We start from the raw sequence: 20,754 nt of genomic DNA, 5'->3' as shown, positions 1-20,754 counted from the left end.
TGGCCCGACCCCCGCTGCATCGGCTCTACCTTTCTCTCCCCCACGCCGTGCCCTTTGTGACTCGTCTCGCCATCTGCGTCGTCGTCGCGGTCGGGCTCGCCGGGTGCCTGGGCGACGCCCCGCACAGCAACCCGCTCGACCCCCTGTCGGACGCGCCCGTGACGGCGGGCGAGGTGTCGGGGCGGGTGACGGGCATCTACCCACCGTTCGACGGCCGGGGAGGCGTCCGCGTGCGCGTGATGCCGCAGGGGGGCGGGACCGAGCGGGTCACGACGACGGCGACGGATGGCACGTTCACGCTCGACGGCATCCCGGGCGGGCGGATTCTGGTCGTCGCCGAGGCGGACGGGCTGGCCGAGGCGTCCGTCGAGACCGACGTGGTGGCGGGGTCCACGTCCGAGGTGCTCCTCCAGCTGAACGCGCTGCCGGTCGTGACGGCGCAGGCCGCGCGGACGGTCCACATCGAACGTTGGTTTCCCGACGCGCCCGTGTTCCGCCTCGAAGTGGAGGCGGACGTGACCGACCCCGACCGGCCGTCGGACGTGGACGCGGTCGCGCTCGTCGTCGAGTCGCTCGGCTTCCGAGCCCCCCTCACGGAGGTCGGTCCCGGGCGCTACGAGGCCGCGCTCGACGCGGCTGCGTTGCCTGGCGGGCAGGTCCAGTCGCTGCTGGGCCAGGCGCTCCGCATCGAGGTCACCGACGTCGCGGGTGCCGTCGCCCTCGGCCCGCCGCTCGCGCTCGTCCGCGTGATCGAGCAGACGCCGCTCACGGCCAGTCCGCAGGGCCTGGTGACGCTCGCCGCCAACCCGCCCGTGCTGGAGTGGCGTCCGGCCGCGCTCCCGTTCGCGTTCACCTACCGCGCCGACGTGTTCCTGATCGACGGCGCCGGTATTCCCAACCTGATCCAGTCCGCGGACGGCCTCTCCCCTGCCACGACGGCCCTGCCGCTGGCCTCCGCGCTCGCGCCTGGCGACTACTACTGGACGATCTGGGTGACCGATGCAGCGGGAAACCGGAGCCGTTCGAAGGAGGCCGGGTTCCGCGTGCCCTGACGAAGGCCGCTGGCGTGACCGCCCGAGGCGGACGCCCCCTGACCGGCGTGCGGTCTCTCACTGATCTCCTCGTCCCCACGAGACGCCCACCGTCCCCTCCTGATGCCCGCCCCTCCTCCCCACGACGCCTCCGCCGCCCTCGCGGCCCTCTCCGAGATCGCGGCCGCCCTCAACTCGGCGCGCGAGCCCGAGGCCGTCCTCGACGCCGTCCTCGACGCCACGCTCGACGCGCTCGGGGCCGAGCGCGGCTTCGTCCTGCTGGAAGGCGACGGAGGCCGCGACGCCCCGTTCGAGGTCCGCGCCAGCCGCAACTTCTCGGGCGACGACCTCGCGGGCGTCCGCCCCCTGTCCACGAGCGTCGTCCAGGAGGTCCTGCGGACGGGCGAGCCGGTGCTGGTCTACGAGGCCGAGGCCGACGAGCGCTACGGCGGCGTCGAGAGCGTCGTGCTGCAGCACATCCAGTCCATCGCGTGCGTGCCGCTGCGGCTGCGCGCTCGGCAGGTCGGCGCGGTGTACCTGGACGCGGTCCGCACGCGGGGGCGATTCACGCGGGACCACCTGCCGTTCCTGCGCGCCGTGGCCGACCAGGCCGCCATCGCACTCGACGCCGCCCGCCGCGAGACCGCGCTCCGCGACGAGAACCGCCGCCTGCTCGCCGAGGCGCGCGACCGCCACGGGTTCGCCGAGATCCTGGGCACCAGCCCGGCCATGGAAGGCCTGTTCGAGACCCTGCGCCGCGTGCTCGACACGGACGCGACCATCCTGGTCGAGGGCGAGACGGGGACCGGCAAGGAACTCGTCGCCCGCGCGCTCCACTACGAGGGGCCGCGCGCCGCCCAGCCGTTCGTCGCGCTGTTCTGCGGCTCCCTCCCCGACGAGCTGCTGGAGAGCGAGCTGTTCGGCCACCGCAAAGGGGCCTTCACTGGCGCGGCGACCGACAAGAAAGGTCTGTTCGAGGCCGCCGACGGCGGGACCGTCTTCCTCGACGAGGTCGGCGACCTGAGCCCGAAGCTGCAGACGGCGCTCCTGCGCGTCCTCCAGACGGGCGAGGTGCGGCGCGTGGGGGACACCGTCTCGCGCCGCGTCAACGTGCGCGTGGTCTCGGCCACCAACCGACCCCTGGCGGACCTCGTCGAGGACGGCACGTTCCGGGAGGACCTGCTCTACCGTCTCAACACGATCCGAGTCGAGATGCCGCCCCTGCGGCACCGTGGCACCGATGCGATGCTGCTCGCGACGCACTTCCTGGACCGCTTCGCGACGGGCTCGCGGGCCCACGTGGACGGGTTCTCGGCGGCGGCCCTGGACGCCATCCGCCGGTACCGCTGGCCCGGCAACGTGCGTGAGCTGGAGGGCGCCGTCGAGCGCGCCGTCGTGCTCACGCGCGGCTCCACAGTGCAGGCCGAGGACCTCCGCCTGCCCGACCTCCCCGCCGACGACGCGCTCGACCTGACGCCGGGCATGACGATGAAGGAGGTCGAGCGACTTGCGGTGGAGCGGACGCTGGCCGCCTGCGACGGCAACATCTCCGCGACCGCGCGGACGCTCGGCGTCTCGCGCCGCTGGATCCAGTACCGGCTCAAGGAATGGGACGGCGGGGAGCGCGCCCCGGAGACCGCGTAGGTTGCCCTCGCCCGCTCCCCCGACGTCGTCATCGTCCCCTCGTCCTCCGACATCCGGCCGTTCGCCGAGATCGCGCGCGGCCCCGTCGCCACCGTCTTCAAGGCCGTGGACGGGCGCACCGGCGAGGTCGTCCTGCTGAAGACGCTGAGCGGCCACGACCCGGAGCGGAGCCGCCGGTTCGCCGACGAGGCCCGCCTCGCGGCCCAGGTGGACCACCCCAACGTGGTCCGCGTGCTGGATGCCTGGGAGGGGTCGATGGTCGCCGAGTGGGTCGAGGGCTCCGACCTGGCGAGCATCCTCGCCGAGGCGGGCGCGCTGCCCCCCGTACTGGCGGCCTTCGTCGCCCGTGAGGCCGCGCGGGGCCTCGCCGCCGTCCACGCCGCGGGCATCCTGCACCGCGACGTCTCGGCGGCCAACCTCCTCCTCGGCGCCGACGGCGTCGTCAAGCTGGCCGATTTCGGACTGGCATCCCTCTCCGACGCCACCGACGCCGAGGTCCGGGGCACGCTCGGCACGCTGGCCCCCGAGGTCGTCCGCGGGGAGGCCGCGACGGCCCGGTCCGACCTGTTCTCGCTGGGTGCCGTCCTCGCCCACGCCCTGAGCGGGCGCCCGGCCTTCGGCGGCGGCGCGCCGTCGGCGACCCTCGACGCCGTCCTCCACGACGACCCCGCCGCCGCGCTCGCCGCTGACCCCCGGATTCCGCCCGCGCTGGTCGAGGTGGTCGCCACGCTGCTCGCCAAAGACCCCGCCGACCGCCCCGAGGACGCTGAGGCCGTCGCCCGGCGGTTCACGGCGGTCCTCGGTCCGTACGGACCCATCGACGCTGATGACCTCGCCGCCTTCCTCGACGACCCGGCGGCGTACCGCCCCCCGGAGCCGACGGCTGTCCCCCCCTCCGCGCCCACCACGCCACAACGACGCGTCCGGTGGCGCGCGGCGGGTCTGGCGCTGGGTCTGGCCCTGGTCGTGGTCACCGCCATCGTCGCGCTCCGCGGCCCCACCTCCGATCCCGCCCCGGCCCAGCCCGCCGACGAGCCCCGGTCGGCTCCCGCCGTGGCCATCGCCGACCGCCGCGCGCCGACCGCCTCGGTCGAGGCACCTCCCGAGGCGGCCACTCCCGACATTTTCCTAGCCCCGCCGCAGCGCCTCGACCCAGCCTTCGAGGCGCGTCCGCCTCTTCTCCGCGAGCCCTCTGCGTCGCCGCCCGAGTCACCGGCCGTGTCGTCTCCCGGACCGACGCCCGCGCCGGTCCCCCCGCCGTCGGCCCCGGCTCCGGGGCGGCTGGCCCTCGCCGTAGAGCCCTGGGCGCGCGTCCAGATCGACGGCCGCGACGTGGGCACGACCCCCCTCCAGAGCGTCGCGCTCCCGGCAGGCGAGCACGTCCTCACCCTCACCAACCCCGACTTCCCGCCGCACACGGTCCGCGTCCAGGTCGAGCCCGGCCGTGAGGCGAGGCAGGTGATCTCGCTGTGGGACACCGTCGGGCGCATCCAGATCGAGGTCAGCCCGTGGGCCCGCGTGTCGGTGGACGGCGAGCTGTGGGACACGATCCCGCCGCAGGCCCGACCGCTGATCCTGATCCCCGGCGACCACCGGCTCGGCTTCGAGCACCCCACGTTCGGGGCCCGAGAGGTTCGCCTCCGCGTCGCCGCGGGCGAGCAGCGGACCGTCCGCGTGCGGATGGACGGGCCGGAGTAGCCGCGTGGATGTCCGACGCAGGGTCGCCACGGCACGGCTCTTGTCTATCGGGTCGATACCCGCCAGTATCCTGTCTCCGATGCGCACCGTCTGCACAGTCCTCTTCCTCGCCCTCACGGCCGGCGTCCACGCCCAGACGTGGATGGCCGCCCCGTCCATGGGGACGGCCCGGACGGGCGCCGCCGCGGTCGTCCTCGACGGCCGCCTCGTGGTGATGGGTGGCCGCGACGCCGCCGGAACGCCCCTCGCCACCGCCGAGGCGTTCGACCCCGCCTCGGGCTGGACGCCGATGCCTGCCCTGCGCCGCGCCCGCACCGACGCCGCCGCGGCCGTGCTCGACGGCCGGATCGTGCTCTCCGGCGGCCGCGACGACGACGGCGAGCCCACCGACGACATCGAGGTCTACGACCCCGAGGCCGACCGCTGGGAGTCCTTCGACGGACTGGAGACCGAGCGGGAGGGCCACGGGCTCGCGACGCTGGGCGGAACCCTGATCGCTCTCGGCGGGGCCGACGAGGAGGGGTCGCTGCTCGCGACCTCGGAGAGCTACACCGGCGACTGGGGGCCCTACAGCTGGACCCTCGACCCGGCGAGGGCGCGCTTCGGGATGGTGACCGTCGGTGACGACGTGGTCGTCGTCGGCGGCTTCAGCGCGTTCGGGCCCCTTCAGCGGGTCGACCGCTTCACCACGGACGGCGCCTCCTCCTCCGCGCTGTCCCCACTGCCGACCGCTCGGGGGGGCCTCGCGGTTGCCACCGACGGAGCTGCGCTCTTCGCCGTCGGCGGCCGCGACGCCAGCGACGGCGTCGTGACGACGGTCGACCGCCTCGGCCAGGTCGGCGGTGGATGGACGACGCTCCCCTCGCTCCCCGTGGCGCGCGAGGGGGCCGTGGCCGCCGTCATCGGAACCGAGTTGATCGTGGCGGGCGGCTCGGACGCGTTCGGCGGTGTCCTCGCGTCGGTGGTACGCCTCCCGATCGACGGCGTCGCCATCGGCCTGCCCCCGCACGCCACGAGCGGGGCGCTGACGCTCGCAGGCCCCAATCCCACGTCCGGCCCGACGACGGTGATGCTACGGCTGACCGCTCCAGGCCCCGCCCGCGTGCGCGTGCTGGATGCCCTCGGCCGAGAGGTCGCGGTGCTGTGGGACGGCATCGCCAGCCCCGCCCCCCTCCGCCTCGGGTGGCGTGCCGACGTTCCCGCCGGCGTGTACGGGGTCTGGCTGGAGGCTCCCGGCGTCTCCGAGACGCTCCTGGTCACGGTGGCCCGATGAGAGCGGTCTGGCTCAGCGCCCTTCTCGCCGTCGGCGCGGTCGCCCAGCCGACGACCGAGGCCGCGGACCTGCTGCGCGCCATGACAGACGCCGTGGCCCGCCTCGACTACGAGGCCGCGGAGGCCCGGGCGCGCGAGGCGCTGGGCCGCTTCGAAACGCTCACGCCGGACCAACTCGTCACGGTCCACTCGACGCTCGGCATCCTGCTCCACACCCAGAACCAACCCGTGGAGGCGCGGCGGCAGTTCGAGGCTGCGTTGTCCATCGACCGCGGCCTCCGCCTCGACTCGGTGCTCGTGTCGCCCAAGACGGTCGAGTTCTTCGACACCCTCCGCGCCGAGGCGGGACCCACCGAGCGGCCCGCGACGCCGTCAGAAATCCGCTACGTGGTGCTCGACGATCCGCGCCCGGCGGCGGCGCTGCGATCGCTGGCCATGCCTGGCTGGGGCCAGTTCTACAAGGGCGATCGGGCCAAAGGATGGGTGTTCGCGCTCGCCGCCGGGACGGCCGTCCTCGGCACGGCGTCGGCGACGCTCGCCCGGGACGCGGCCCGGGAGGACTACCTCGCCGCGACGACTCCCGACGAGGCCGTGGCCCGCTACCCGGCCTACAATCGGTGGCAGCGGGCCCAGGCGGCGTTCCGCATCGGAGCGGCCGCCGTGTGGACCGCGGCGACGCTGGATGCCCTCGTGTCGGGGGGGCCGACGGTGCCCGAAACGCGTCTGCGGACGCGGCCGAGCGGGGGTGTCTCGCTCGGGCTCACCCCGACGGGCGTCCGCGTTCGAGCGCGCTGGTAGCCCCCTGCGCACGGGCTGCGCACCCGCGCACGCTGTGCCGCTCTCCTCGACGCCCACGGTCCATTCCCGAGCTAGAGAGGTCGTTCTGGAGGGTGGCACGCGGATTGGAAAGGGATGAACACCTTCCACGTTCCTCTCTCCGCCATGCGCCTCCTCCTCTCCCTGTTCCTCGTCGCCCTCCTGGCAGGCTGCGACGCCTCGGCACCCGCCTCGAATGCCCTCGCGGTCCGCTTCCTCGTCGACGGTCAGGCGAACGTCACCTATCAGGCTGCGGACGACGTCTCGACCGCCCGCGCGGACGGGCGCTGGGAGACCCGGCTGACGGCGGGGCCCGACGACGTGCTGTCGCTCGACGCCGTCTCGACCGACGGGCAGCCCGTGACCACCACCATCGAGATCGACGGCAGGGTGGTGGCGACGCACCAGGGGCTCCGCGCGCGAAGCGACTCGCGACCGAGTGAGCGGAGCCAGAACGAAGTCGAAGTCAAGGGCGCCATTGAGGCCCTGAGCGCCGACCGCGTGCGCGTCCAGGGACGCGTGTTCCGGATCGACGCGTCGACACGCTTCCTCGGCCGCGACAACGAACCGATCTCCTTCGAGACGTTCGCCGTCGGCACCGTCGTCGAGGCCGAGGGCCACCTCCAGTCCGACGGCACGGTACGCGCCAAGAAGCTCAAGCTCGAAGACCTGGACGACGACGCCGGCGACGAGCACGAGGTCGAGGTCGAGGGCACCATCGACGCGGTCTCGCCCACCTCGATCACCGTCTCCGGAACCGTGTTCGCCACGACCGCCGCGACCCGCTGGCTGGACGACGACAACCTCCCGATCTCGCGCGACGCGTTCGCCCCCGGCCTGCGCGCCGAGGCCGAGGGCTGGGTCCGGGACGGCGTCCTTACCGCCGAGAAGGTGAAGCTCGACGAGGACTGAGACGCCGAGACCCGAGGCGTCCACCACCGCTCCGCGTCCGCGACTGCCCCGCCCGGCTTCCGCCGGGCGGGGTTTTTTCGGAGCCACGTCGGTCTACCGCGGGAGGCGCTTGCGCCATCGGTCCGGCGGTGCGGACCTTAACGGCCCGTTCACTTCTGGACGCTCCTCCCCTCCCCGCTCTCCCATGCGCGTCGTCTCGACCAACGTCTACGTCGGTCCCAACCCGTACGCCCACTTCCCGGTCATCCGGCACACCATCGACCTCGGCCCGCTGGAGGACTACCCGACGGCGAAGCTGGACGGGTTCGCCGAGCGACTCGTGGAGGCGCTGCCGGGGCTCCAGGAGCACGGCTGCTCGTACCGCACGCCCGGCGGCTTCATCCGGCGGATGGTCGAGGACGAGGGGACGTGGCTCGGCCACGTCTGGGAGCACGTCGCCCTGGAGTTGCAGAGCATCGCGGGCCACGAGGTCACGTTCGGCAAGACGCGCTCGACCGGCCGCGCCGTCGGCGAGTACGACATGGTGTTCCAGTACCAGCAGAAGGACGTGGGGCTGGAGGCCTCCGAGCTGGCCCGCCGCCTCATCCTGCGCCTGCTGCCGGACGACGTACAGGCCCGCATCGACGAGGAGAAGGAGGCCGACTACGACTGGGAGGAGGAGCGCGACGCGTTCATCAAGCGCGCCCAGCGCATCGCCTTCGGACCGAGCACGCAGTCGATCATCGACGCGGCCGTCGAGCGCGACATCCCCTGGATCCGCCTGAACCAGTACTCGCTCGTCCAGCTCGGCCACGGCAAGTACCAGCAGCGCATCCAGGCGACCGTCACGGGCCAGACGAAGCACATCGCGGTCGAGATCGCGAGCGACAAGGAGGACACGCGGACGCTGCTGGAGTCGCTCGGCCTGCCGGTCCCGCAGCAGCGGCTGGTGTACGGCCCCCAGAGCGCCGTCCGCGCCGCGCGCAGCATCGGCTACCCGGTAGTGACGAAGCCGCTCAACGCCAACCACGGCCGCGGGGTCTCGATCCGCCTGACGTCCGACGAGCAGGTGGTGACCGGCTTCGAGCACGCCCAGGCGCACGGCTCCGGCAAGAGCGTCCTCGTGGAGAGCTTCGTGACCGGGTTCGACCACCGGATGCTGGTCGTCGACGGGCACCTCGTGGCGGTCGCCAAGCGCGTGCCCGGCCACGTCGTGGGCGACGGCGAGCACACGATCGAGGAGCTGGTCGAGATCGTCAACGAGGACCCTCGGCGCGGCGTCGGCCACGAGAAGGTGCTCACGCGGCTCCAGTTCGACGCCCAGGCCGAGCGCCTCCTCGCCGAGGCAGGCCACTCCGCCGAGACGGTCCTGCCCGAGGGCGAAGTCTTCTACCTCCGCTCGACCGCCAACCTGTCGACCGGCGGCACGGCCATCGACCTGACCGACGTGGTCCACCCGGACAACCGCGACATGGCGGTCCGCGCCGTGCGCGCGGTCGGCCTCGACGTGGGCGGGGTCGACTTCCTGTCGGACGACGTGACGCAGTCGTGGCGCGACGTGGGCGGGGCCATCGTGGAGGTCAACGCCGCGCCGGGCTTCCGCATGCACGTGGCGCCGTCGGAGGGTACGCCGCGCGACGTGGCCCGGCCCGTGATCGACATGCTGTTCCCGCCCGGCTCGCCCGGCCGGATCCCGGTCGCCATCGTGACCGGCACCAACGGCAAGACGACGACCACGCGGATGGTGTCCCACATCCTCCAGATGGCGGCCTTCGTGCCCGGCATGACGTCCACCGACGGCGTGTTCGTGGACGGGCGGCTGACCGTCAAGGGCGACATGACCGGCCCGATGGGCGCACGCACCGTCCTCCGCGACCCGATGGTGGACGCCGCCGTGCTGGAGGTCGCCCGCGGCGGGCTCGTCCGCGCCGGGCTCGGCGTCAACCGCTGCGACGTGGCCGCGTGCCTCAACGTCTCCGCCGACCACCTCGGCCTGGGCCGCATCGACACGCTGGAGCAGCTCGCCGAGATCAAGCGCATCCCGATCGAGGTCGCCGAGGACACCGTCGTGCTCAACGCCGACGACCCGCTGGTGCTGGCGATGGCCGAGCACGCCAAGGCCAAGCACATCTGCTACGTGACGATGGACGGCGAGCACGCGCTCGTCCGCGAGCACGTCCGCGAGGGCGGGCGGGCGGTCGTGCTGGAGCGCGGCGTCGCGGGCGAGATGATCACGATCCACGACGGCGGGCGCCACCTGCCGCTCATCTGGACCCACCTGATCCCGGCCACCATCGACGGCAAGGCGCGCCACAACGTCCAGAACGCGATGTTCGCGGCGGGCATCGCCTACGCGCTCGGCAACGGGCCCGTCGAGCTGACGCTCGACCAGATCCGCCACGGCCTGCAGACCTTCTCGACGAGCTTCTACGAGGCCCCCGGCCGCCTCAACGTGTTCGACGGGCACCCCTTCCGCGTCATCCTCGACTACGCCCACAACCCGGCCGCCGTCGAGGCCATGGCCGACCTCGTGGACCGGCTGGAGGTGCAGGGGCGCCGCATCCTGGCACTGGCCGCCCCCGGCGACCGCCGCGACGAGGACATCGACGCCATCGCGCGCGCCGCCGCGGGCCACTTCGACCACTTCGTCTGCAAGCGCGACGACCGACTCCGCGGGCGCGGCGAGACGGAGGTCCCGGAGATGCTGCGGGCCACGCTCCTCGCGGCGGGCGTCGCCGACGGGGCCATCGAGCTGGTCCCGGACGAGACCGAGGCGGTCGCCCACGCGCTGTCGCTGGCCGAGCCCGGCGACCTCGTGGTCGTCTTTGGCGACCAGATCTCGCGGTGCTGGGAGCAGATCATCCACCACGGCGAGGCCGGGGGCGACGGGCAGGCGATGCTGACCCCGCACCACCCGACCGCGATGGCGCCGTCCACTCCCGCGACCCCGGTCGTCTCCCCTATCGACGACGACGAGGACGACGCGCCGCGCGTGGTCGAGCTCCCGGACGGCCAGCGTCTCGTGCGCGACAGCCGCGGCGTCCACCTGGCCTCGGACGAGGAGGCGGATTAGCGTCGGACGGCGGGGCGCGGACCGTGGGCTCGGCCCCACCTCCCTGCCCCGGCCGATCCCACGTTTCACGGACCACGCCCTACGCTCTTGCTCTCCTCTCCCCACGACAGCCGCCGCCAGACCGGCGCCGGGTCCCTCCTCGACGGCCCCGGCGCGGCGCTGGAGGTGCACGTCCCCGAGCCTCTCCGCGAGGCCGCGGCCGACGCCTGGCGCCGCCACGCGCGGACGCTCTGCGACGCGCTCGGCTGGACCGACGCCCCGCTCACGGTCCGCCCGTTCCCACGCGGGCTGTCGCTCGCGCTCGGCTCGCCAGTCGATCTGCTCTACACGGCCACCGAGGTCAACGAGGCCGCGTGGGCCCGCGCGCGCGCCGAGGTGGAGGGGAACGACCTGCCCGACCTCGGGGAGACCGTCGAGCGGCTGACGCGTGAGGCCGCAGAGGAGGCCGACCCGCCGTTGAAGGCGCTGCTCGCCGCCGCCGAGGCGCGCGGGATGCCCGTCGTCTGGGACGACGACGCCGTCACGGTAGGCCTCGGGAGCCGTGGGAAGACATTCGCGCCCGATGCCCTCCCCGACCCGGACGCCTTCGACTGGGACGCCGTCGGCCCGATTCCGACGGCGCTGGTGACCGGCACCAACGGCAAGTCGACCACGGTGCGGATGCTGGCCGGGATGGCGCGGGCGGCCGGCCACACGGTCGGCTTCTCGACCACCGACGCCGTCACCGTAGGCGACGAGGTGGTCGACCGGGGTGACTTCTCGGGTCCCCTCGGCGCCCGCGCCGTGATGCGCGACGAGCGCGTGACGCTGGCCGTCTGCGAAAGCGCCCGCGGCGGGCTGCTCCGGCGCGGCGTGCCGGTCCCGCTCGTGACCGCCGCCGCGCTCACCAACGTCGCCGCCGACCACCTGGGCGACTACGGCGTCGAGACCGTGCCGGCCCTCGCCGACGCCAAGCTGGTCGTCGCCAAGGCGCTCGGGCCGGGCGGCGTGCTGGTCGCCCCGACCGACGAGCCAGAGGCCACCGCCGCCGTCCGGCGCCAGGCCGACGCGCTGGCCGCCCGCGGTGTCGCCATCCGCTGGACCGCCCTCGACCCCACGGACGCCGTCGCCGGTCCCCTCGCCGCCTCGGTCGTGGACGGCGCGATCTCGTTGCAGACCGACGGCGGCTGGCGCCCTCTCTGCCGCGTCGAGGAGATCCCCGCCGCGCTGGGCGGGGCCGCGCGCCACGTCGTCCGCAACGCCCTCACGGCGTCCGCGCTCGGCGAGGCGCTGGGACTCCGCGACGACGCCATCGCGGCCGGGCTCCGCGCCTTCCGCAGCGACGAGACCGACAACCCCGGCCGCGCCAACCAGTTCGACGTGGACGGAGCGCGCGTGGTGATCGACTACGCCCACAACGCGCACGGGCTGAGCGCCCTCGCCGACCTCGCGACCACCTGGGACGCGCGCCGCCGCTTGGTGCTGTTCGGCAGCGCGGGCGATCGGTCGGATGCCGACCTCGCGGCCATGTGCGACGTGCTGGCCCGCCTCCAAGCTGACCGCTACGTGCTGGTCGAGATCCCGGGCTACCTCCGGGGCCGCGAGGCAGGCGCCGTGCCGGCCCTGCTCGAACGCCTCCTGCGTGAGCGCGGCGTCCCCTCGGACGCCTTCGTCCAGCGCGCCGACCCCGCCTCCGGCACCGCGTTCGCCCTCGATTGGGCCGAGGCGGGCGACCTCGTGATCCTGCTCGCGCTCACCCAGCGTGACGAGGTGCTGCAGCTGGTGAAGGACGCAGGCGGCTGAGCCACCGGTCCGACCTCACCGGGCCTTCGGACGCACGACGGTGTGCGCTCGGTAGCTTGCGCCACCCTCCCGGACCCTCCGTGCTGGCCTCGCTGCCCCCTCGGCTGACCCTGCTCCTGAACGCCGACGTGTACGCGCCCGCGGCCCTCGGGCGGCGCCACGTGCTCGTCGCGGGAGACCGCGTCGCTGCACTGCTGGAAGCCAGGCCCGAAATCGCGGGGGTCCCCCTCGACGTGATCGACCTGGAGGGCCGGCGCCTGATCCCCGGTCTGGTGGACGCACACGTCCACGTCACCGGCGGCGGCGGCGAGGCGGGGCCCGAGACGGCCGCCCCGGCGCCCGCGCTGACAGCCTACACGCGGGCGGGCGTCACGTCGGTGGTGGGCCTCCTCGGCACCGACGACACGACCCGGACCACGGCAGGCCTCCTCCGGCAGGTCTACGGCCTTCGCCGCGAGGGCCTGAGCGCCTGGGCGTGGACGGGCGGCTACCACCTCCCCCCCACTACCCTTACGGGGTCGGTCCGCACCGACCTCGCCACCGTCGAGCCCCTGATTGGGTTCGGCGAGCTGGCGCTCTCCGACCACCGCTCGTCCCAGCCCACGTTCGAGGAGGTTGCTCGCGTCGCGGCCGACTGCCACGTCGCGGGGCTGATGACGGGCAAGGCGGGCGTCCTCCACTGCCACCTCGGCGACGGCGCGCGCGGCCTCGATCTGCTGCGCCGGATCCTGGCCGAGACCGAGATCCCGGCGCGGACCCTCCACCCGACCCACGTCAACCGCCGCACCGGTCTGCTGGACGAGGCCTTCGACCTGGCCGCCGCGGGCGTCACCATCGACGTGACCGCGTTCCCGCCCGACTTCGCCGAGTCGGACGAGGTGACCGCGGCCGACGCCATCGTCCGCTTCCTCTACAGCGGCCTCGACCCGGCGCGGCTGACCGTCTCGTCCGACGGCGGTGGGTGCCTGCCGCACTTCCGCGACGGCGAGCTGGTCCGGATGGACTTCGCCACCTCGGGCGCCCTGGCCGACCTGCTGGCGGACCTCCTCGCCCGCGAGGTCCCGCTGGAGAACGCCCTCCCTCCCTTCACCGCCACCCCGGCGGCGCACCTCCGCCTGCCCGGCGTCGGCCACCTCGCCGAGGGCTTCCAGGCCGACCTCGTCGTCCTCGGCGACGACGGCCGTCCGTCCGACGTGATGGCGCGGGGGCGCTGGCACGTCCGCGACGGCCAGCCGGTCGCCTGGGGCACGTTCGAATCTCCCGCCTGACCTTCTCTTTCCGTATGCCTTCCCCCACGACCGACACTCCGCGCGGCGCCATCGTCCCCATCGGCGGGGCTGAGGCGAAGACCGGCACGCGCGACGTGCTGCGCCGCGTGCTCGCGCTGGCCGGCGGCCCGGACGCCCGGATCGTCGTCATCCCGACCGCCTCGGAGCTGCCCGACACGGGCGACCGCTACGCGACGCTCTTCAAGGACCTCGGCGCGGCCGAGGTGCGCGTGCTGGAGATCGCCGAGCGAGCCCATGCCCGGGTGCCCGGCGCCGTCGATGCCGTCGAGCGGTCCACGGGCATCTTCATGACAGGCGGCAACCAGCTCCGGCTCTCGACCATCCTGGGCGGGACCGAGCTGGCGCGGGCGATCCGGCGCCGCAACGCCTCCGGCGCCGTCGTCGCGGGCACGTCGGCGGGGGCGGCCGTCATCCCGGAGCACATGATCGCGTCCGGCAGCACCGGCCCCACGCCCACCACCGAGAGCGTCACGCTGGCACCAGGCATGGGGCTGACAAACCGCCTGATCATTGACCAGCACTTCCGCCAGCGCGACCGCCTCGGGCGCCTGCTGACGGCCGTCTCGTTCAACCCGTTCGCGACCGGCGTCGGCATCGACGAGGACACCGCGCTCGTGCTCCATCCGGACAACGTGTTCGAGGTCATCGGGAGCGGCACGGTGACCGTCGTGGACCCGTCGGACCTGATCTACTCGTCGATGGACTCGGCGCGGCGCGGCGAGCCGGTCTCGCTGATCGGCCTGAGCGTCCACGTGCTGGCGGCAGGCTGCACCTACGACACAGAGTCGAGGATGGCCTCTGCCCCGCCCCGCGTGCCGTACCTCGACGAAGACGAGGACCCGGTCCCCGACGAGAGCTGACCGCCATGTCGCCCAGCGTTCTCGTCGCCTCGATCCTCGGAGGCGTGATGGTGGTCCTCGCCCTCCTCCTCGGCTGGGTCGTTTTTCGCGGCGGCCCGAGGCCGTAGCCGACGGCCGGACCGTCTCGCACCGCTTTTCCCGCCGACCATGCGCCTCGTCCTCCTCGCCCTCGTCCTGTCCGCCTCGGCCGTCCAGGCCCAGATCTCGCTGCCCGAGGTGCTGCCGATGCGCGAGCGCGCGGAGGTCCAGGACCGGTGGCTGGCGGACCGCCTGGAGACCGTCGTCCCGGCGCTGATGCGGCGCGAGGGCATCGACCTGTGGATCGTGTCGGCGCGCGAGTACGACGAGGACCCGGTCATCGAGACGATGCTGCCCGCGACCTGGCTCGCCGCGCGTCGCCGGACCACGCTCGTGTTCTGGGACGATGGCGACACGGTAGAGCGCCTGGCGGTCGCCCGCTACGACGTGGGGCCGTTCCCACGGGCCTGGGACCCCGAGACGCAGCCGGACCAGTGGGCGCGCGTCGCCGAGATCGTGGCCGAGCGCGATCCGCAGCGCATCGGCGTCGACCGGTCCGAAACCTTCGCGACGGCCGACGGGCTGTCCAGCACCGAGTACGAGGCACTGTGGGCCGCGCTTCCCGAGACGTACCGCGACCGGCTGGTGTCCGCCGAACGTCTCGCCGTCGGCTGGCTGGAGACCCGTACCGAGGCCGAGCTGGCGACGTACCCCACCATCGTCCGCCTGGCGCGGGGCATCCTGCACGAGGGGCTGTCCGGGGCCGCGATCACGCCCGGCGTCACCACCACCGACGACCTGTCGTGGTGGTACCGGGACCGCGTCCGGTCGCTCGGGCTGACCGCGTGGTTCCACCCCAGCGTCTCCATCCAACGCGCCGACGCGCCGGGCACCGACGGCGACTTCTCGGGCCGCCCCGACGCGGGCACCATCCTGCCGGGCGACCTCCTCTGGGTCGACTTCGGGATCTCGTACCTCGGCCTCCAGACCGACACCCAGCAGATGGCCTACGTCCTCCGCCCGGGCGAGCGCGAGGCCCCGGCCGGGCTCGTCGCCGGGCTGGCCGCCGCCAACCGGCTCCAGGACCTGCTGACGGATCAGTTCGCGACCGGGCGCACGGGCAACGCCATCCTGGCCGCAGCGCTCGACGCGGCTCGCGCCGAAGGCCTCGCGGCGACCATCTACACGCACCCGATCGGCTTCCACGGGCACGGGGCGGGCCCGACCATCGGCCTGTGGGACCAGCAGGGCGGCGTCCCCGGCCGGGGCGACTACCCGCTCTTCCCCAACACGGCCCACTCCATCGAGCTCAACGTGGCCGCCTCGGTGCCCGAGTGGGGCGACCGGGTGGTCCGCTTCATGCTGGAGGAGGATGCGGTGTTCGACGGCGAGACGGTCCGCTACCTGGACCCGCGCCAGGAGGCGCTGCTGCTGATCCCGCGGCCGTAGCCGTCACGCCACGCGCAGGGCGTCGCGGTGGCGCCACTCCAGCGCCGCCAGCCCGCCGACGACGGCCGCCTCGGCACCGAGGTGGAGCAGGCCGAGCCCGCCGCCCCTCCCGGCATACGCCCACACGAGGGCGAGGCAGACGACGGCCCACGCGGCGTTGGCGACGACCAGCGCCACGATCCCGGCACGGGGCCGCACCGCGCGCACGGCCAGCGAGCCCGAGTATGCCGCGTAGAGGACGTTCGCCGCGCCGGTGACCAGCAGGAGGCCGCGCGGCAGACCGTACCAGCCGCTCAGCTCCTCACTCGCCAGCAGCACGACGGTGCCGACGAGGGCGCCCGCGGCGCTGTCGATCCAGAGCAGGTGGCGCATCATCGGGAAGCCTGAGCGTGCTCTGGAGATACGGCGAAGATGGGCTCGTGGGGGGCTGAATCGACGGTCGCCGGTGCCCGATCCCGGATGTCCGCTGCGGGAGTGCGGGGAGCCGGTGAAGCCGGTGCACGGAGGCGTCTGAGGGGGGTCTGGAGCCGGTCGGCGACGCCCGGCGGCGGTATCTTCGCTGAGATCCCCCGACCTCGTTTTTCGTCCCCCACCGGCCCCCATGGCAGAGATCCCCGACAGCGCTTCCCGGATCATCCCGATCAACATCGAGGAGGAGATGAAGTCCTCCTACATCGACTACTCGATGTCGGTGATCGTGAGCCGGGCGCTGCCCGACGTGCGCGACGGCCTGAAGCCGGTGCAGCGCCGCGTGCTCTACGGGATGCAAGAGCTGGGGCTGGCCGCGGGCCGGGCCCACAAGAAGTCCGCCCGCATCGTGGGCGAGGTCCTCGGCAAGTACCACCCGCACGGCGACCAGTCGGTGTACGACGCGCTCGTGCGCATGGCGCAGGACTTCGCCGTCCGGGGGCCGCTGGTGGACGGGCAGGGCAACTTCGGCTCGGTCGACGGCGACTCGGCGGCGGCGATGCGGTACACGGAGGCGCGCCTGACGCGGCTGGCGGAGGAGCTGCTGCGCGACCTCGACAAGGAGACGGTCGACTACACGCCCAACTTCGACGGGTCGCTGAACGAGCCGAGCGTGCTGCCGGCGGCGTTGCCGAACCTGCTGATGAACGGCGCGAGCGGCATCGCGGTCGGCATGGCGACCAACATCCCGCCGCACAACCTCGGCGAGCTGGTCGAGGGCATCGTGGCGACCATCGAGGACCCGGAGATCGAGCTGGACGCGCTGATGGAGCACATCCCGGCGCCCGACTTCCCGACCGGCGGCGTCATCTTCGGGGTCGGGGGCGTGCGCGAGGCGTACCGCACGGGCCGGGGGCGCGTGGTGATGCGCGCGAAGATGCACGAGGAGGAGATCAAGCGGCGCGGCGGCGACGGCGTCGGGCGCGAGGCGCTCGTCGTGACCGAGATCCCGTACCAGGTCAACAAGTCGACGCTGATCGAGAAGATCGCGCATGCGGTGCGCGACAAGAAGATCGAGGGCATCGCGGACCTGCGCGACGAGTCCGACCGCGACGGCATGCGGATCGTGCTGGAGCTGCGCCGCGACGCGGTCGTGGAGGTGACGAAGAACCAGCTCTTCAAGTACACCCAGCTCCAGCAGACCTTCGGCATGAACATGATCGCCCTGGTGGGCGGCCGGCCGAAGACCCTGGGCCTGAAGGACATGATCCGCCACTACGTGGACCACCGCCACGAGATCGTGGTGCGGCGGACGGAGTTCGAGCTGCGCAAGGCGGAGGAGCGGGCGCACATCCTGGAGGGCCTGACGCTGGCGCTGGACCACCTGGACGCCATCATCGCGATCATCCGCCAGTCGGAGGACACGGACGCGGCGAAGGTGAACCTGATGCGGGGCGTCTACCCGCAGCGCCTGACGGCGGAGCAGAAGGCCCGCCTCGGGCTTCCCGAGGCGGACCCGGTGGCGATCACGGGCGAGCGCGAGGCGACCGGCTACGCGATGACGCGGGAGGACTTCACGCCGCAGCCCTGGCTCTCGGCGGCGCAGGCGGAGGCCATCCTGGCGCTGCGGCTCTCGCGCCTGACGGGCCTGGAGCGCGACAAGATCGCGGCCGAGTACGCGGACATCCTGAAGGAGGTCGAGCGGCTCCAGTCGATCCTCAACTCCCGCGACCTGCGGATGCAGATCATCGCGGAGGAGCTGCGCGAGGTGGCCGAGAAGTACGCCGACCCGCGCCGGACGGAGATCGACATCATGGGCGGCGGCGACATCGACCTGGAGGACCTGATCGAGGACGAGCACGTGGTGGTCACCATCACGCACCAGGGGCTGGTGAAGCGGACGTCCATCGACGAGTACCGCGCGCAGCACCGGGGCGGGACGGGCCACCGGGGCACGGGCACGCGCGATGAGGACTTCGTGGAGCACCTCTTCACGGCCTCGGCCCACGACTACCTGCTCTTCTTCACCGACCACGGGCAGTGCTACTGGCTCCGGGTGTACAACGTGCCGGAGGGCTCGCGGACGGCGAAGGGTCGCTCCGTGCGCAACCTCGTCCGCATCGACGCGGAGGACCGGGTCCGGGCGGTGCTGGCGATCAAGAAGGAGGACTTCCGCGACGACGCGTTCCTGGAGACCCACTTCGTGCTGATGGCGACGAAGCGCGGGCTGGTGAAGAAGTCGGCGCTGGCGGCGTTCAAGCGGCCGCTGGTGACGGGCATCATCGCGATCGACATCGTGGACGGGGACCAGCTGCTGGAGGCGAAGCTGACGGACGGTGACACGGAGGTGCTGCTGGGGTCGTCGGGGGGCCGGGCGATCCGGTTCCACGAGTCGGACGTGCGCTCGATGGGGCGCAAGAGCCGCGGCGTGCGCGGGATGAAGCTGCCGGACGGCGAGCAGGTGGTGGGCATGATCGCGGTGCAGCGCGACGGCGCGCAGGTGCTGACGATCTCGGAGAACGGCTACGGCAAGCGGAGCCCGGTCGAGCGGCTGGACGACGACGGCGAGCCGATCTCGAACTACACGTTCCGGCTGCAGTCGCGCGGCGGCCAGGGCGTGATCGCGCACCAGACGACGTCCAAGACGGGCGCGCTGGTGGCGCTGAAGAGCGTGCTGCCGGACGACCAGCTGATGATCGCGACGGAGGCGGGCATCATGATCCGGATGGCGGTGGACGCGATCTCGGAGTACGGCCGCAACACGCAGGGCGTGCGGGTGATCAACCTGAAGAACAACGACGCGATCGCGGACGTGGCGCGGGTGGTGATCGAGGACGAGGAGGCGCCCCTCTCCCCTGCTCCGGATGGGGAGACGCCGGCCGAGGCGGTGCCCTCTCCGGACCCGGCGACGCCTGACGCGGCGGAGGCGGCGCCCGAGGCGGGCTGACCTGGATCCGCCCGCCTCGGGAGGTCCGGGGCGGGCGGTGGCGCGGGTGCGGTCGCCGCGACGCCTTCCGGTCGTGGCCCCGCCTCGACGGGTCGTGGGAGCCGTGCATCACGCCGTGATCCCGAGACTCTCGTTCGTGAGAACAGCCCTACAGACCGTGAGAGCGCAGCGTCTGAAGGTTTGAAAGCGGCTTCGGGTCGTGAGATCGACCGTCCAGGCTGTGGGAGCGGCGCTCTAGCCCGTGAGAACGGCGCTCTAGCCCGTGAGAACGGCGCTCTAGCCTGTGAGAACGGCGCTCAAGGTGGTGGAACGAGGGATACCAGCGACTCCTCAGCGAACAGCAGCGGACCCGACCGCCAGCCCATCGAGAGGACTGACGACGCCCCGCACCCCGCGATTCAGGACGTGCGTGTAGATCTCGGTGGTGCGCACGTCCTTATGGCCCAGCAGCTCCTGCACGGTGCGGATGTCGGCGCCACGTTCGAGCATGTGGGTGGCGAAGGAGTGTCGGAAGGCGTGGGGGCTGACTGGCTTCTCGATCCCCGCTGCCCGCGAGGCCTTGCGGACGGCCCGCTGAACGGGGGACTCGGTCCGGTGGTGACGACGGCGCTCGCCTGTGCGCGGGTCGACGGAGAGGGACGCGGCCGGGAAGACGTACTGCCACCCGACCTCGGTGGCGGCGCCGGGGTACTTGTGGTCGAGTGCCGAGGGCAGGTACACCGATCCGAATCCGGCGGCCCGGTCCCGGGCGTGGCGGGCCCGGACGACATCCAACTGGGCACGGAGGGGGACCTCGACAGCCGACGGGATCATGGTGATTCGGTCCCGGTCGCCTTTCCCCTCTCGCACGACGAGGCGTCCAGCATCGAGTTCGACATCTTTGACCCGGAGGCGGAGCCCTTCGAGCAGCCGCAGCCCGGACCCGTAGAGCAGGGAGACGATCAGGCGGTCGACGCCCCCGAGGCGGGCCAGGACCGCCTCGACCTCGGCACGGGTCAAGACGACGGGCAACCGGCGGGGTCGCTTGGCGCGCGGGAACTCGCGCACGTCGCCGAGGGGCTGCTCCAGGACCGCGTCGTAGAGGAAGAGGATGGCGGCGAGGGCCTGGTTCTGGGTCGACGCGGCCACGTTGCGATCTTCGGCGAGATACGCGAGGAAGGCCACGACCTCAGGTTCGGCGAGCATCTTGGGGTGGCGGGGCCTGCCCTCGTCGTCGCGGTGGAAGAGACAGAAGCGCTTGACCCAGGAGACGTAGGCGCTCTCGGTGCGGATGGAGTAATGCCGGATGCGGCAGGCGGTACGCACCGCGTCGAGCAAGGGGGAGCGGGTCGATGTGGCCATAGGGATTCTGCGGCTCGCTGGCGGATAAACACGCGCCTGGAACGTAAGTCATTGACGCGCAACGGCCGCCATCGTAGTCTGTGCGCGTTATGCGACATGGCGCTCCGGTTTTATCCGGCCCCGCGCCGCCCAATACTTGTTATTCGTACATCGCGGAAACGCACCCTGTGATGCACGTCTAAACACCTTTCCGACCGACCGGCAGCATCGTAGCGTATCGGGCCCGCCCGCCCGC

At 72.9% G+C, this 20,754-nt stretch carries 14 protein-coding genes; 12 read left to right on the top strand and 2 right to left on the bottom strand.

The window, feature by feature from the left end:
* The first annotated feature begins 56 nt into the window (after positions 1-56).
* The 11 genes from B1759_RS10960 (at position 57) to B1759_RS10910 (ending at position 15,823) form a co-directional block, all read left to right on the top strand.
* Positions 57-1,052, top strand: coding sequence for a carboxypeptidase regulatory-like domain-containing protein (locus B1759_RS10960; RefSeq protein ID WP_158225214.1), 996 nt, complete (start codon positions 57-59; stop codon positions 1,050-1,052).
* Positions 1,053-1,154: 102 nt separating this feature from the next.
* On the top strand, positions 1,155-2,675 hold the full coding sequence (locus B1759_RS10955) for a sigma-54-dependent Fis family transcriptional regulator (RefSeq protein WP_095515121.1): 1,521 nt from the start codon (positions 1,155-1,157) through the stop codon (positions 2,673-2,675).
* A 30-nt stretch (positions 2,676-2,705) separates the two neighbouring features.
* Positions 2,706-4,373: a protein kinase gene (locus tag B1759_RS10950; RefSeq protein ID WP_369811373.1), complete on the top strand. Its 1,668-nt coding sequence runs from the start codon at positions 2,706-2,708 to the stop codon at positions 4,371-4,373.
* A gap of 79 nt (positions 4,374-4,452) precedes the next feature.
* On the top strand, positions 4,453-5,646 hold the full coding sequence (locus B1759_RS10945; RefSeq protein ID WP_095515119.1) for a kelch repeat-containing protein: 1,194 nt from the start codon (positions 4,453-4,455) through the stop codon (positions 5,644-5,646).
* The gene (locus B1759_RS10940) at positions 5,643-6,443 is read left to right on the top strand and encodes a hypothetical protein (RefSeq protein WP_095515118.1); all 801 of its coding nucleotides are present in this window, start codon (positions 5,643-5,645) and stop codon (positions 6,441-6,443) included. Before B1759_RS10945 ends, B1759_RS10940 begins: the two co-directional genes overlap by 4 nt.
* A 144-nt stretch (positions 6,444-6,587) precedes the next feature.
* Positions 6,588-7,373 (top strand): DUF5666 domain-containing protein, encoded by a 786-nt coding sequence (locus tag B1759_RS10935; protein WP_143537354.1) that lies wholly within the window; start codon positions 6,588-6,590, stop codon positions 7,371-7,373.
* A gap of 184 nt (positions 7,374-7,557) precedes the next feature.
* The gene (cphA, locus tag B1759_RS10930) at positions 7,558-10,425 is read left to right on the top strand and encodes a cyanophycin synthetase (RefSeq protein WP_095515116.1); all 2,868 of its coding nucleotides are present in this window, start codon (positions 7,558-7,560) and stop codon (positions 10,423-10,425) included.
* A gap of 87 nt (positions 10,426-10,512) precedes the next feature.
* Positions 10,513-12,207, top strand: coding sequence for a Mur ligase family protein (locus tag B1759_RS10925; RefSeq protein ID WP_095515115.1), 1,695 nt, complete (start codon positions 10,513-10,515; stop codon positions 12,205-12,207).
* An 80-nt stretch (positions 12,208-12,287) separates the two neighbouring features.
* Entirely contained in the window at positions 12,288-13,475 is a 1,188-nt protein-coding gene (gene iadA, locus B1759_RS10920) for a beta-aspartyl-peptidase (protein WP_198948824.1), read from the top strand.
* A 14-nt stretch (positions 13,476-13,489) separates the two neighbouring features.
* The gene (locus B1759_RS10915; RefSeq protein ID WP_095515114.1) at positions 13,490-14,356 is read left to right on the top strand and encodes a cyanophycinase; all 867 of its coding nucleotides are present in this window, start codon (positions 13,490-13,492) and stop codon (positions 14,354-14,356) included.
* A gap of 147 nt (positions 14,357-14,503) precedes the next feature.
* Complete coding sequence (locus B1759_RS10910; RefSeq protein WP_095515113.1) at positions 14,504-15,823, top strand: M24 family metallopeptidase; 1,320 nt, start codon at positions 14,504-14,506, stop codon at positions 15,821-15,823.
* Positions 15,824-15,826: 3 nt separating this feature from the next.
* Here the strand turns inward: B1759_RS10910 and B1759_RS10905 are convergent, their stop codons facing one another.
* Positions 15,827-16,195 carry a hypothetical protein gene (locus B1759_RS10905; protein ID WP_143537353.1) on the bottom strand — a complete coding sequence of 123 codons (369 nt, stop codon included), beginning with the start codon at positions 16,193-16,195 and terminating at the stop codon, positions 15,827-15,829.
* Between the two features lie 229 nt (positions 16,196-16,424).
* Here B1759_RS10905 and gyrA point away from each other — a divergent pair, with 229 nt between their 5' ends.
* Entirely contained in the window at positions 16,425-19,178 is a 2,754-nt protein-coding gene (gene gyrA, locus B1759_RS10900; RefSeq protein WP_095515111.1) for a DNA gyrase subunit A, read from the top strand.
* 330 nt (positions 19,179-19,508) lie between these two features.
* Here gyrA and B1759_RS10895 read toward each other — a convergent pair whose 3' ends face one another.
* Complete coding sequence (locus B1759_RS10895) at positions 19,509-20,519, bottom strand: integron integrase (RefSeq protein ID WP_095515110.1); 1,011 nt, start codon at positions 20,517-20,519, stop codon at positions 19,509-19,511.
* Positions 20,520-20,754 lie beyond the last annotated feature (235 nt).

The organism is Rubrivirga sp. SAORIC476 (assembly GCF_002283555.1).
Lineage (GTDB): Bacteria > Bacteroidota > Rhodothermia > Rhodothermales > Rubricoccaceae > Rubrivirga.
The sequence above is the reverse complement of the archived record's forward strand: the minus strand, read 5'-3'. Positions and strand labels throughout refer to the sequence as shown.